Genomic DNA, 14,928 nt, shown 5'->3' with positions numbered 1-14,928 from the left:
GAATATTTTTTTCATAAAGGCTCCATGTCAACGGAATGAAATTTTTTCAAAAAAATAGAAATTTTTTACATTTACATTATTGTGATATACTAAGAATAGTCAGATGGTGACTTTCTGCACTTAGGGCATACAGACAAAAACTTGTCTTCTCCCAATTTCATTTCTACGATATCCTTGTATTTGAACAGAGAATCCTGCAAGAAAAAACTGTCTTTTTCGACGTTGCGCATTTCCTCAAGAACATCAGCCCTGGCTTCACAGGACAAGTACACGTACTTGTGACCGCAGTGGGGGCACAAAGTTTCAACAGGAATCAAGCCTTCATCACTGTCGAATATAGATGCCATCTTGCTGTCAACATGCGCAATCTGACGCAAAAGAACATTCTGCAAACGACGATAGGAATTGATGTCATACACTGTCACAGGTAAAATCATCAACTTGTCATCAGCACCATGGGCATAATCAAGAGCCTGCTGCTCACCGCTGGTACACAACGGCAATGCGTAGATTACATACTGGGCAGAGCATTCTTTAGCAATCTCCATGGCCTCTTCTTGAATAGACCTACGAAATTCAACTGCGCCCTGTTCACTTAATTCATTTGGAAACGGGACAATCACCACATGGCTCTGGGGAACCGGAGGATACTTGCGGTTATGTTCCAACATTGCACTTTCCAAGCTCGTTCTCAAATGGTCTACGTCTCTCTTATTCTTGCCGTGAATCTGCTTTTTAAACAAGTCGCAGAAAGCCTTGATGTCATCATCATCGGAATCATTTTCCCACAAGAGTTTTTCGCTATCAAGGGAGAACTTTCCCACCGTTTCCCCATCATGGATAGGGCTTTTCAAACCATTTTGCAGGACCATTTCTCGCTTAACAGGATCGCGTAAAATGCAATGAATAAGACCATCTTCTTCATTAATGGATAACTCAAACAGTTCCCGGCGCTTATTCCCATATTGAGAATCATACTTATGGTACATTACACCATCATCAGACTCAAAGCCTAAATTCTGGGCGGCATACCCCATCAGGGTCTTGTTGAAGTTTCTATACCACGTAAGCTTTTCCGACAAAGTTTCTTTCAGTTGTTCATCTTCTTCGCGAGAATAAAGCCTGGTAGCTTTTTGCATCACCTTCCAGAGGGCAAAAACCTGTTTATAGTTTTTATCCATCATCAGGATGTTAGTTTGATTCAAAGGGTTTTGAACACGCTTAATTTTCATCAACTTGCGGTAAAGAGTGGAATGACGTAGTAATCCATACTTTTTCAACAACATTCTTGTTTGAACAAGCAATTTTTCGATATTCTTCAGCTTTTCAGAACGAACTGAATCAGAATCCGTAGAGTCAGCTAGAAGTTCACTCACCGCTATTTGAAAGCGTTTGTCGAAGCCAAAACCCGTCGCCTGTACGGTACTGTTCATAATACCTTTCAGTTGGCTTTTCATATCGTTCAGCTTCTTTTCTGCTCTACGAAGATAAACTAGAACAATATCTAACAACGTCTTGACAACACGATTTTCATAAATAAGGAAATCGTCCTCCTCCACACGAGAAAAAAGACGTGCAGGTTTCAAGCCTGTAGCCGTACGAGCAAGCCAGTCCTCACTATGCGAGGCCAGATAAGGAATGGATTCGTATCCCACTCGTTTAACGGTTTCAATAGGGCGAACTTCATTTTCTGATTTCAAATGGGACTTGGGCTTATTACAGATCAAGGCAAACGCCTTTTGTGCACTCTTTATTTTTTCGAGAACATCTTTCCAATTTTCATCCTCTACAGAATTGTCTACGGCATACACGCGAATACTCCCGTTGGACACGCCGTCAACGGGATTCACATGGCGTTGTAAACAATCTTCGTAGTCCGCAGAAAATTCTCGATAATCTTCAAGCATTAGAGAGTCCTAAGCTTTTTATTCAAGAGCTTTGCGGTAGCCTTATAGTCCTTCACCACTTCCTGCAAAGAGTCAAAAGCATCAATTTCTACATCGCAGGATTCAATCTTGCGCCAGATCTTGGTAGAAATCTGATAATCCAGAGCATCTACCAAGGAGCCACCGGCAGCTATAAATACGGCAGTAAAGTTCTTGGCCTGTTCATAGATTCGGTTACCAAACGCCATGTCAAACTTTTCAATCAGAATATCTTCCAATTTTTTCAGGCGATCATTGATATCTGCAGAATCCTTCTTGTCTAAATCTGCCTTGGCAGCATTGAAAAGCTTCTGAAGTTGATCAACAGAAATGAATGACTTTGCGGTAATCCTATATTCCTTTTCTTCAACGCCACGACTATTCAACGAAACTACCTGAGCACGGTCATAAACCTTATCACTGATTTCGAAGGTGGATTCATCCTTGTTGGCAGTACCAATAAACCACACATTCTCAGGGACACGAACCTTTCGACCGTCAATTAGATCTCGAGCACCCACAAGGCTGCGTTCCTTTTCCAAGACTGCGAAAAGTTTCTGCTTGTCCATGTCGTTTACAACAGCAGTGGTATCCCCCTGTCTACTTCTCTGGATTCTTTCCCAGATTTCATATGCATCCGGGTCCTGCTTCTTGATGTTCTTTACCACATCTTCAGAAAGATCCATAGGCAGGGTACGCATATCAGAAGCGACCAAATCAATAATCCAATCATTTGGATCGGGTTTCTGAAGCACCGCCAAGAAATCGGAGAAGTAGTATTCAATTCGAGCAAGATTCATTTCGTCAAGGACGATAAACGTGGGAATCTGTGCACAAACATCCTTACCACTTCGATAAAGTTCAATGGTAAATCCCTTGGCGTTAAACTTCTTATTAAAATCGTTATAATAGCCCAAGAGTTCGTTACGGTCACGCCAGGAAGATTCCACAGGAACCAACTTGTTGAAGCCAGAAATGGATTCTGCAAAAATACGCGGAAGAGAGGACTTGCCCGTACCAGACATTCCCTGCAAAATAATCAATCGGCTTACGGCCATACCCGACAAGTATGCACGAATATCGTTATCTGTGTAGTACAGACGTTCCTTGTCAGAGCCGCCCTTGCAACCCGCATAATTTTTTACATGGGAGACCAGAGCCTTCAAATCTTGCAAGGGCTTAATCTTACAAATCTTTTTAACTTCGTTCTTGAATTCCTTGGCATCAGCTTCTTCGTCCACACGGGTCAATGCTGGGCACACATCACCCGTACGATTTTCCAAAGCCATCTTATGGCTTTCCAACTCCTGAACCAAGTGTTTATTCAAGGCGTCAGTAGCCTCTACTTCACGGCGCATGATTTCAAGTTCCCGGCCGGTTCTTGCGGCGGCTGCACACTGCTCCTTGAAATGGTCTCGTTCCAGCAGCAAATTTGCATTCTGCGTTGTCAAAACCTCCATCTGAGCAGCTTTCTTTTCCAAGGCCTCGATATCGCTGACATTCTGGTAACGTCCATAGACTTCCTTAAGATCACGATAGCGAGCCAACTGCTCGTTGATTTCCGGGGCAGCCTCCTTGAGGGAAACTGTGCGGTCGCTACCCGATGCATCCTTAAGATTGATGCTCAAAACATCCATCAAAGCCTGATTTTCTGCAAACGTCTTCTTGAGAGATTCGTAGTGCTGCTTAAGGCCCTCGTAAAGATCTTCTTTTTCGCTCAGTTGGAGTTTCAGTGTTTCTACAGCGGCAGGGCTACACTTAAGGAATTTTTCCTTTTGGCTTGCGACAAAAGCTTTTTCATCTTCAAAAGCTTCCCTATCAAGATCAAAATCATCCTTTTCCCTACCCAACTCGCGGATAGCTTTGGCAGCGTCCGTTCTTTCCTTTGCGGCTTTTTCAAATTCCACCTTGAGGCGTTCGCATTCCTCTTCCCAAGACCTTGCTGCCTCAAGTTTTGTATCTGCAATCGTCTTCAGTTTCTCTTTATTCGCTGCATCAATAATATCGCCAGCCTTTTTGTCTGCTGCAGCCGTTGTGTTGGCAGCTGCGGTTTCAGCATCACCTTTTATCTTGGCTGCGACAGCCTCAGCTTCCGACTTGGTTTTGGTAGCGGTGGCATCAGCATTTTCAATAGTTTTTACAGCGCTTTCATATTCAGACTGAATAGCCTCTTTTTCCTTTGTAAGGTTCGCCTTATCAGTTTCAAGGATCGCCTTTTCTGTTTTAAGGTTCTTGACCTGTTCCTCAGCCTTTTTTCGTTCCTCTACAGCGGCGTTCTTTGCGGATTCTGCCTGAGACTTCAGATTCTCGACATCCTTCAAATCTTTCTGAAGTTTAGACACCTCAGCCTTCAAAGCTTCTAAAAGAGCTTCCTTATTCTTATTGAATTCGAATTCGTTGGAAGATTCAGCTACCTCATTAACTGCGGCATCAATTTCCTCAGGGGTACTGACCTTAGGTAATTCAGGCTTCAATTTTTCCGTAATTGCAGCGACAAATCCTTTTTTTCCCGGCTTACTCTTACTTTTTTTAGACATTTCCCAGCTCCTTTCTTAATTCTTTCCCAAGGCCGCAACAACACCATCTACAAAAGCAAATATGTTATCCTTGTATTCTTGATAATCTTGTTGCCCAAAAATTCTAGCATTCGCCCCTGTTTTGGTATGAGTCACCAAGTTTCGCACTCTATTCAAAGTTCCAATACGGCGAACCATTGTCGAAATATTATCAGCTTCTAACAGTCGTTTTGTGAAATCGGAAGGATTATAATAGTTCAAAACCAAAATATTCACCAACTTTTCCCAGGCACCGTTACCATGAGAATTAGCCATGTTTCGAATCGGCTTGTCTAAATTTTTGACACTCCAGCCAGCTACATCAGACTCCGACAAAAACGTCCTGTTCAACATCTGTCTCAAGAAAATTTCGCCATCCAACCGTTCTAAAGCATTCAACGCCAAATTGGATACATTTCTCATTTCAGTAGAATCTTTTTCCTTGAAGAAATGATTCAACAAAGATTCCACAACATCAGAACCAAGATCGCGTATAATATTCTTTTGACCACGCAGATCAGGATTTCTTTGCATTAAGCCATACTCGCCAGCAAGGGTGTCGTACAATTCCCTAAATTGATTTTGATTAGCCACAAGATGAGGCATTTCCCTTTGGGCAAAATGAACAAAGTTCAGCTTATCTGCATTGAAACTTCCACACAATTGGAGAATCTCATGGTTCATGAAATCCTTAAGAGATTTATCTTCAGATTCTTCATCGTTAATCCTGCGGATACGCACATCACTCTGTCCCATAAGCCACAACATCTGACGCAGATAATACTTATCATCAATACCCTTCATATTGAAAGGTGATGTTACCCTAAAGCCTTCTGAAGTAGACGGGTCAATAACCACGCGCATAGTCAGAAAAACCTTTTTCGGATTTGTTCCAGGTTTGCCACGCATCAATCTGATAATCTCTTTATCACCAGAAGATTTTAACGGTTCAACTTTTTCAACCTTTTCTTCGGAAACTGGAATCATATCAGAATCGTCTTCATCAAGGCTATCCAAATCATCAAATTGAAATTCTAATGCCTCGATGGCAGCCGCTTCACTCTTAACTTCTTCGAGGGTGATTTCATTATTGGCTCGACGAGCTAAAATGCGACCACACTTGACATAACTGAGATACGCCTTTTCCACATCGTAGTTTCGAGGACGACGTAAATCCTCAAAAGTAGAGTCCAGATCATTTTCTCGAGTAATCAGCAGAATAGGTTCACCCTCATTCTGCTTTCCTTGGTTAAACAAGGTTGCTCTGCTCAAGTCTCCGTAATGAAAAAACGGCATCACATCGCGCTTAATGGGATTCACAAAAAAGTAGCCGTACATGGAATCGTCCGAAGGGCGTTCGCGAACTTGTCCCTTCAGGTATTCAATACCATCATTATCAAGTCTCCATGGATTTCCTGCAGTTTTCTTGACCATTCGACGGCATTCTAGATTGGAAAGCACCTCATCAATCAGGCTTTCGGAGGCATTCATTACGTGAGCGATTCCATTCGCTGACAAGTCCACAGAAACAAGCTTCAGCACAGCCTCTTCGTAGGCGTCTAATTCGCTTTCTAAAAGTGGATGAACTTCGCTCTCGTAAGCAAAAGCAGGCATTGCCACAAGAAAAGAACGTTCCGTCTTACGAACATCAGCAATATTTAGAATATCATACTTCACGATAATAGCCTCCATTCTGTTTGGAACAGATATGGAACAGGTTATTAATGCAACTAATCGGCTTCAGTGTTTCAGCATCTCCATACACGGCCAACTGCCTTATAGATCGGCTAAAGGCAACGCACAAGCGGTTGGGCTTGTCCAAGAATTCTAGGTTATGATGCTTGGCAGAATCGGTGCTAAAGGATCTTACGCAGGATAACAATACATAATCGTATTCCTTACCCTGGAAGGCGTCGATGGAGCCGATTTCCACATGGGCCCTCTGCTCGTTATTAATACACTTTTCCAAATACTGGTCAATTAAAGCAACCTGAGCCGAGTAAAAGGCGATAACGCCAACTTTCGCATCGGGTTCCGTTTCCAGAATTTTTCTGACATCTTCGCAAATAATTTCCGCTTCTACCTTACGACTCATAGAACGTGCCGGCAGTTCGGGGCCCGCCGCATTAGATACATTGATAAAGGCGATGGCCTTGCCATTATTGATTTTAGGATGGGCTTCGTGATCCCTCGGGTTTGCCGCAGGAGACGTTTTCAGCTGGCCGTCATAAAAACAATTGCTGACAAAGGCGCAAAGTTCTGCAGGCATGCGGAACTGTTCGTCAAGCATAACTGTCTTAGGACTTTTGCCCTGGCTCAACATTTCAAAAAGACGCTCGAACAAGCTCTGTTCCAAGACAGAGAAATCCTTGAAACGAGGGTCTTCCTTCAAGCGTTTAACCACATCCGGCTCAAGCATGTGAGGCAACTGCTTATGGTCACCAACAAGAATCACCTTCTTGCCCATGGACATTGGAATAAACAAATCCAGCGGATTCGCACGGGCAGCTTCATCAACAATGACCAAGTCGTATGTTTCTTCTAGTCCGAAGGGATTAAGACTATTCTGGCAGGTCGCTGCCGTCGTCATTGCATACGTTCGCACCAGAGATTCACTATCCTGATCAAGCCTGTTTAAAAACTCTTCCAGAATCAAGGCAACTTTATCTTCTTGGTTCGGGAAAAGTTTCATGTATTGTTCATTAAAGCAAGTAGACATGGAAAGCAGACACTTATCAATATCCTTGCTATTGTGCACATCAAATTTTTCAGGCTTCGTGCAATAACGTTTTTTTAGTTCATTGACGATTTCCACATAACGTGCAAACACCTTATCCGAGAAATTACCACCACAAATGGAATCCAGACAATCCATGATGTCGTCGGGAAAATCCACTTCGTCAATGCGCAACTTCACAAACGATCGGAAGCGTTTCGCGTTGTTTAACCCATCATCGGCAAACGAAACCTTATCAAGACGTTGAGCCTCTAATCTTTGCACAAACGGGTCAATTTCAGAACAATCCGCCTGTTGGTTTGCTTCAGAAATTCGAGCCGCAGCAATGACTGCATTTGCCTTTGTTACCAAGGCATCATCGTAATGAATTTCCGAAAAAGAAAGGTACTCATTCAAAAGGCTAGCAGCAATATTCAACGCAGAAGAGGGATCATTAGCATTTTTATACTGCAAGTACTTATCGCCCATTTCACAGCGTTTTGCGTTTAAACGTGCTGCATTAGAGCCCTTCGTCCGTTCGCTAATAACAGAGCACACACCTTCGGCCCATTTTTCAATGGAATTCTGGTTCTGGGCTCGTGTACTTTCCTTGGCACGACGAGCCATTTTACGATTCGGAGGAATATCTCCCGGAAGAGGTGACGAAATCGCATTGTCCACAGCTTCGTTCTGAAAACTAGAAATCAAAATCTTCGGACTACGCAAAATGTATTCCGGATACAGTTTCTTTCTCTCATGTTCTTCTGCTTCAAAAAGCTCACGGAATCTTTCGCAGATCGCCTTAATCACCGTAGTCTTACCGGTTCCCGGAGGTCCCTGGATTACAGCAAAATCTGGAGTATTAATGGCAAGTTCAATCGCCTTGCATTGCGAATCATTTAATAGTCTGGATTTCGGGAAATTCCTCTTCAGTTTATCCGTTACCGCAGGATGCGTCTCCCAATTCTGAACGCTGACACTACCTAATTCGATTGTGGAAACAAGTGTCTTGATGGGTGTGCGGGCCCCGATAATTCTGTCCTTAGCCCTATGGCGGCGCATATTTACAAGTTCGCTACCATATACATCCAGGATTAACTCACCCATAGACGGAACTTCTGCCAAAAAGTTAGAAGAATCTGTAGCGGTTACAATCTCATTGCCCTTTACTCTCTTTACCACGCCTACAGAAATATTCTTCGGCTCAGCATTAATGCACAATTCTCTGCCTATACAAGACTTATCCATAGAGTCATTCAGAGTGAATGTAAATTCAATCCCGTCCATACCGTTATTGATAACGCACTTGCTATAGTATATTTCGCCGAATTCGTCGGCAGCCTGTTTCAGGGCTTCCTTGCTCAATTCGTAGTAAGCATTCCAGCGGTTCAAATACGATGCACCACTAGAAACACTTTCCATATGCTTGAGAAAATCATCGCTAGATGCATCCGCACTTTTAACAAACTTGATTTCGGGAGCAAGAGAAAGGTCCACCGGATAATCCCTATCCTTTAGACTCTCCTCTTTATAGACCAAAACCGTCTTACCGATGATTTTCGCTCTTAAAAGACTACGATTCGAGATAAAGCAGATTTCTGCCGGCTGGGACTTTTTCTTTTTATAGTTCAACGAAAAAACCGCCGTTTGACCAAGGCCTTTCCAAACATACTTGTTTTCAAAATCCGGAATACGATCCGCCAGAGATTCGTCCACCTGGAATTCTAAAGCCACAGCAAAACTTTTTATTGAATTAAAAATGTAGGGTTGTATTTCCAGAAAAGAGTCTTCGACATTTTCAATAACATAAATGTACTGTGCAGAACGAGCTGCCTGCGTCTCCATTTGATCACGGAGCAAATCTGCGGTAAAGGAGTCTGTCCTTGCCAAGAAAGGTACAGTACTCCCCGAAACATCCGGTCCATACTGCTTAATCTCGAAATTCAAAACTTCTGCCGTAAAATCAATGGTCAAAAACTTACCACGAACAAATTCGCTTGTATCTCGAAGCTTTAGTTTTACCTTAGGTAGCTTTGCAATACCAACACTAGAAATATCCATACTAAACCTCGATGTACATGGCCATTCTAATCAGCCCATAAGATTGGCCACCTACACCCACTATCATTGCGGGCTTATCATTAGCAACTTCAAAGAAAATCTGGTCGCCATTTCTAAGTTCTACACCCTTACCCTTCTCTACAAACATAAAGTTTGAGCCATTGTAATGCCTTAACCTGATGGGCATATCCAATCCGTCATTAAGCAGAATGCTTTTCCCTTCCCGGTTAAAAATGGTAAAACTCTTTTCGGAAAGTCTGTCCTTGGCAGAATAATCCTTGTCGCCCACCACGTAAAATCTAGGGATTCGATTCTTGACCCCTTCTTTAATAACATAGCTGTTCACAGAAGTGCGCTTCGACTTTGAATCCAATGCCGCAGCCATGTAGTCATCCCCCTGAAAGAACAAGTCATAAAACTGGAGTCTGGCCTTAGGCTTGGATTCGCCATCACACCAGGGGCATGGTTCATAAACCTTTCCAGTCTTGCGAGGGTAATGCCAAGCGCCACAGTGCGGGCACTTAATCACCTTGTTACCAGCCTCAATCAATGCAAACTCAAATTCACGAGCCGACGGGCGCTTTAAACGATTAACCTTACCATCGGCAAAGCAACGCTTGAACAATTCCTTAAGACGATCCGTAAAAACCACATCCTCGGGCAACATACGAGTCGACGTCTCGGGGGTAACATATTCACATTCACCAGCCAGGGCACGAGCTTCATCTTCGGGGGATCCATCAGCAACCTCGTCACTAATGTAAGGGTGCCCCACGCGAAGCAACTCATAAAGAATCACCGCCAAAGAATAATTGTCAGAAAGAATATCCGGATTGCGCAAACCGTTAACAACCTCAGGTGCAATGTAACGGGGCGTACCCAATACAGCAGGCTTTCCACGTCCAGCTACATAGATATTATCCACATCGATCATCTGGATCGAAGCACCTTTGGAGCTAACCAAAATATTGTTGCCCGAAATATCGCAATAAGAAAGATTCTTGCGTTCCAGTTCACCAAAGGCCGTGGCAATAAGGCGAGCAAGGAATAGACGCTGCCAAAAGCCCTTACCTCGATTATACCATATATGGAACGCTTCATTGGCAGGGGGAATCAAATACGTGTTGAGAGGCAAATGATTATCTACGCGCCTCATGACATAACCCGTGTAGGGCTTTGCAAACAAGTCTTCCACGGTCACAAAATTCTTTGGCAACTGGGCATTTCTTACAAAGCGCAGCTGATCCATTACGCAATCTGCGGCAAAGCCCTCGAAATAGAACTTCACCACAAAATTGCCGGAAGATTCCTCGTACACAACACCCTGGGCACCTTGGGCAAGCTTTTTTGTCAGCGTGTACTTAGTGCCGCTTTCGCCCCGCACCACTGTTCCTTCCAAATTGACAATATTACTTGCCATACTTTACCACCCCAACGCTCTTATCATCAAGAGAGCACTTGGAAATCATCTTCATGAACGATTCCAGTTCCGAGGCCAAGGCTTCGCTATCTACGTCGGTTTCAATCTCACGAAGGAAATCCAGTTCCTTCCCCTCCTCGATGCCGTTTGCAAAGCCATCTGTACAACACAACACCACATAAGAATCATCGTTGCGCAGGGAGATAATGTCCGCGCGGATACCCTCCGCCGTCAAGCCACTATACAAGCATTCCGTCTCGTTCAAGAAAGCCATTTCGCCGCACTCGGACACCAGCTGCCTAGAGCTAGACGAATAAGCCCAGAAGCCATCGCCAACCGAAAGAAACATTAACTGGGAGCCTAACTTGAATGCAGCCTGCAAGGTAGCGCAGCAATCATCTTCGCTTAAACCGACGGTCAACTTACGCCATTTTTCAAGAATGGCCTGAGAAACAGATTTTGAATCGAAAGAAAGGGAGCCACACTTCAGAGCATCGAAAACGTGGCAACACGCATCCACTACCGCCTTGGAGCCCACATGGGCCAACTTGCAGGAACCAACCCCATCAGAGGCCACCACCACATAGTCACCATCCGCTTCTGCGAAGGCAACCGAATCCTGGTTCGGCAGCGAAAGATCTTGATGAGAGGCGCCAGCCTCGGACAAGGCTGCAAAGGAATAATTTTCCTTTCTTGATTCACGAACCATCATATGGTGATGTCCTCATCGTCCATCAAGGAAGTGGGAGCCACCACAGAAGTACTGTTGGGAGTTGTGCTAGTAACACGAGCGATAGTGGACATGGTTACCCAGCGGAAGAAGCTGGCAATACCCTTTGCTCCACTAGCCTTAATTACCGGAATGGCGGGGTTGTTCACAAAAGCCCTGAGCATATCCATGTCGGCATCATCACCAATACCCATGGCCAGGCGCTGGCACTTGGCTGCACGAGGGCCGGAGTGGAGCATAGCCAAAGGTTCCCAGTTCGAGTAATTCTTGCCACCATTGTAATCGGTGGGCATACCGTCGCTGATCAACACAACTGTAGGAGCATAGGCGCGAGAAGACACCACTTCGCGATCTTCGAGCATAAGGGCCAGCTTTTCAAAGGCGGCGCCCATGGGAGTGCCCCCATTGGCAACCAGTTCGGGCAAATCAACTTCACCCACATCGGCCAAGGGCTGCACAACATCCACTTTCTGGTCACCAAAAGTAATTACAGAAAGCTGAAACTTACCACGGACATCTTCTACACCGTTCAAGGCGGACACCATGTCTCTCAGGGCTAAGTTCAACTCATTAATCTTTGCCCCACTCATGCTGCCAGAAACGTCGGCAAGCACAAAAATCGGCAACGGGCGCATATCTTGAGCCACAAAACTATTCAATCCCATTTCTTTTCTCCTTTGTTGTGTAAGATATATATTTTTATTAAAAATATATTCGTTGGTTTGTGTGTTTTTTCTTCGTTTGGATTTGAGGCATTTTGGCCTTGAATCTGGCTATAATTTTGCTAGCATTCGTTTTTTCAAAACCGTAACGAGCGGCCATTTCTTGTTGCTGCATGCTTGGAGAGAACTCCTTGCATGTTGCAGACAAGCATTCGTACTTATTGCATAAATCCCCATAATTATCCAATTCACAGAAGATGGAATTCAGATAAAGAGAGAGGAATGGTTTGTGCCTCTCATTTTCCTTGTACCATTTACTATTAATGGTATCTAATACGCATTCGTCTATTTTGTTAGGATTTGCAATAATGGTTGGAGTCGCCTTATTACTGAGGATGGTTTCACTGTCTGCGACAGTTTCCTTTCGAATGGTTTTGAGCTGTTCGGAATCCCCTACGACAGCATTTTGTCGGCCTTTTAAAATTGCGTTTTTTAATGCACTGTTCAGGTAGTGAGAAAATTCGGCTTTTTTAAAATCAAAATTGTTGATTACGGAGAGAATAGTCTTAGTTATTTCCCATCCGGCATTTTTAATATCATCCTGCATCCAGTAAAGGGGACAATAATTTCTGAATGCAAGTGTCGCAATGAGGTTTCTTATGGTATACCTTCTGGAATCCATATCAGGGCGATTCTGTAGAGATTGGTATTCTCTACAGAGCTCCTCAAGTTTCTGCAATATGCTCAATTCCTTTTCGTTCATGGCTACATCTCAAAGAAATTGTCAATCATTTTCTTTGCGGTTTCTCCGTTCGGAGCTTCCATGGATGCGGTAAGCGTATTCAAATAGTACAGGGAGGTAATGTCATAGATCTTCTGGGATCCATCGATGATATTGTTGTCGGAATCGTAGTTGATCTTGCCGTAAATAATGTTCTGGATGTTTGCGTTATAGAATTTCTCCGCAAAGGACAGGGTAGAAAAGAGCAGGATGGGTAGAGTCTTTTGCCCATAGGTGATATCCACAAGGATGTCTGCGCCGTCTTCTAGTTCGTTAATAAGCTTCCTGAATCGATTTTCATGGGTGCGAAGATCTTCGGAATATTCTTCGATGATTTCGTTGTATTTGATATTCGCGCCAATGCCTTGGTTCAACAGATCCAGTTCCTCATTAAAAAATCTTGAGTTTTCAAGGTAATTATTCTTGGAATCTTTGGTGATGAACTTTACAATTTTTACGGATTCTCCCTTTTTAAGGCTTTTTGCCAATACGGCGTTAATGGGGAAACGTACGTTGCCCTCGTATTCAATTTCGCTATTTCCATCCACAGGGTAATGTTTAGGATCAGATGCCTTTTTCATGGGGATATTCACAAAAACAATTTTCATTTTCTTACCTCTAATCTCTATATAGAGTAAAAATAAGTCGCAGTTGACAAAAAATGAATGAGAATGGAAAAAATCCCTTTGTGAGTTGATTTATTTGAATTTTTTGGAAGTTCAATTGTCTTACTTGCTTCTTTTAACTTAATAAGTTAAATTTTAAGTTAAAACGCGATAAAGTGCAAAAGGGCGGAATATTATGACGAAGAGCATCGGCGGAATCACCTACAAGACTATCAACGGTAAGCGTTATGCGTATTACCAGTGGATGGAAGATGGCAAGCAGCGTTCCCGCCGCGTGAAGGATGAGGAACTGTCGGCGCTTTTGGCAGAGATTGAACAACGCAAGGCGGCGAAGTCGGTTGCCGCGTCGCTTACGAATGGCTTGTTGCTTCGCGATAATGGGGCTGCTTATTTCGCGGATGGAGTCCTTGTTGCCGGGATGAATGGAGTGGCGGGACAGTCGTTCAAGACGGATGTGAAGCTTGGCGTCACCCTGAAGAATTTTTCGGCCAATGTTCTGCAGTGGAAAAAGCGCGATGGCTTTGAACGTCTGCGTGATTACATTTATGGCCCTGGCAATGACCGTGTTTTCATTCTGTATGGGCTTCGTCGCACGGGTAAGACAACTTTGATTCGCCAGCTGTTTGGGGAGATGGCGCCTGGGGACCTGGCGAAGGCGGCTTTTGTCCAGGTGAATTCAAGGAACAGTCTTGCGGACCTGAATGCTGATCTTAAAATTCTGGAAGGTGCGGGCTTCAAGTATGTGTTCATCGATGAGGTGACGATGCTCGCTGATTTCATCGAGGGGGCGGCCCTGTTTGCAGATGTGTTCGCTTCCTGCGGCATGAAAATTGTTCTTTCGGGTACAGACTCTCTGGGTTTTGTTTTTTCCGAGGATGAACAGCTTTACGACCGTGCGGAAATGTTGCATACCACATTTATTCCGTATCGCGAATTTGAGCGTGTTCTTGGCTTGAATGGTATTGACGAGTACATTCAATACGGCGGTACCATGAGCATGGGCGGCCGTGAATACAATAAGGACCGTTTTACTTTTGCGAATGTGAAGAGCGCCAATGAGTATGTGGACAGCGCCATCGCGAAGAACATTCAGCATTCCCTGAAGTGCTACCAGTACGAAGGCCACTTTCGTTCGTTGAAATCTCTGTACGAGGCGGGTGAGCTGACCAATGCCATCAACCGCATTGTAGAAGACATCAATCATCGTTTTACCTTGGATGTGCTGACCCGTGATTTTCGCTCAAGTGATTTGAGCTTGTCGGCGAAGAATTTGCGCAGGGACAGGTTCCGCCCTACGGACATTTTGGATCGGGTGGATGTGGTGAAGGTTACCGCACGGTTGATGAAAAGTCTTGATGTGAAAAATCGTCAGGAGATGGGAGTCGCTATTTCCCAGGACCATGTACGGGAAATTCGTGAATACCTTGACTTGCTGGATTTGACGGTTGACAT

Annotated in this window: 10 protein-coding genes; 1 reads left to right on the top strand and 9 read right to left on the bottom strand. The window is 44.0% G+C overall.

The genetic code is table 11. The features are described 5' to 3' along the window. Positions 1–89 precede the first annotated feature (89 nt). The 9 genes from MJZ26_12930 to MJZ26_12890 are packed head-to-tail and all read right to left on the bottom strand — an operon-like array spanning position 90 to position 13,458. Positions 90–1,907, bottom strand: a complete 1,818-nt coding sequence (locus MJZ26_12930) for a DUF2357 domain-containing protein (GenBank protein MCQ2106683.1) — start codon at positions 1,905–1,907, stop codon at positions 90–92. Further along, positions 1,907–4,462 carry a hypothetical protein gene (locus tag MJZ26_12925; protein MCQ2106682.1) on the bottom strand — a complete coding sequence of 852 codons (2,556 nt, stop codon included), beginning with the start codon at positions 4,460–4,462 and terminating at the stop codon, positions 1,907–1,909. Before MJZ26_12925 ends, MJZ26_12930 begins: the two co-directional genes overlap by 1 nt. A 15-nt stretch (positions 4,463–4,477) precedes the next feature. After that, entirely contained in the window at positions 4,478–6,157 is a 1,680-nt protein-coding gene (locus MJZ26_12920) for a hypothetical protein (GenBank protein ID MCQ2106681.1), read from the bottom strand. After that, the gene (locus tag MJZ26_12915; protein ID MCQ2106680.1) at positions 6,147–9,257 is read right to left on the bottom strand and encodes an AAA domain-containing protein; all 3,111 of its coding nucleotides are present in this window, start codon (positions 9,255–9,257) and stop codon (positions 6,147–6,149) included. The genes MJZ26_12920 and MJZ26_12915 overlap by 11 nt, the downstream gene beginning before the upstream one ends. A 1-nt stretch (position 9,258) precedes the next feature. Continuing rightward, on the bottom strand, positions 9,259–10,677 hold the full coding sequence (locus MJZ26_12910) for a hypothetical protein (protein MCQ2106679.1): 1,419 nt from the start codon (positions 10,675–10,677) through the stop codon (positions 9,259–9,261). Beyond that, positions 10,667–11,389 carry a protein phosphatase 2C domain-containing protein gene (locus tag MJZ26_12905; protein ID MCQ2106678.1) on the bottom strand — a complete coding sequence of 241 codons (723 nt, stop codon included), beginning with the start codon at positions 11,387–11,389 and terminating at the stop codon, positions 10,667–10,669. The genes MJZ26_12910 and MJZ26_12905 overlap by 11 nt, the downstream gene beginning before the upstream one ends. Beyond that, a complete protein-coding gene (locus tag MJZ26_12900; GenBank protein ID MCQ2106677.1) occupies positions 11,386–12,072 on the bottom strand; it encodes a VWA domain-containing protein in 687 nt (228 codons plus the stop codon). Before MJZ26_12900 ends, MJZ26_12905 begins: the two co-directional genes overlap by 4 nt. A gap of 37 nt (positions 12,073–12,109) precedes the next feature. Continuing rightward, complete coding sequence (locus tag MJZ26_12895; GenBank protein MCQ2106676.1) at positions 12,110–12,832, bottom strand: hypothetical protein; 723 nt, start codon at positions 12,830–12,832, stop codon at positions 12,110–12,112. Positions 12,833–12,834: 2 nt separating this feature from the next. Further along, positions 12,835–13,458 (bottom strand): TM1812 family CRISPR-associated protein, encoded by a 624-nt coding sequence (locus MJZ26_12890; GenBank protein ID MCQ2106675.1) that lies wholly within the window; start codon positions 13,456–13,458, stop codon positions 12,835–12,837. Between the two features lie 193 nt (positions 13,459–13,651). Here MJZ26_12890 and MJZ26_12885 point away from each other — a divergent pair. Next, a partial coding sequence (locus MJZ26_12885; GenBank protein MCQ2106674.1) for an AAA family ATPase occupies positions 13,652–14,928 on the top strand: 1,277 nt, incomplete at its 3' end.

The organism is Fibrobacter sp. (genome assembly GCA_024398965.1).
In the GTDB taxonomy this organism is placed as follows: domain Bacteria; phylum Fibrobacterota; class Fibrobacteria; order Fibrobacterales; family Fibrobacteraceae; genus Fibrobacter.
Note: the sequence above shows the minus strand (reverse complement) of the source record. Positions and strands in the feature narration are given on the sequence as shown.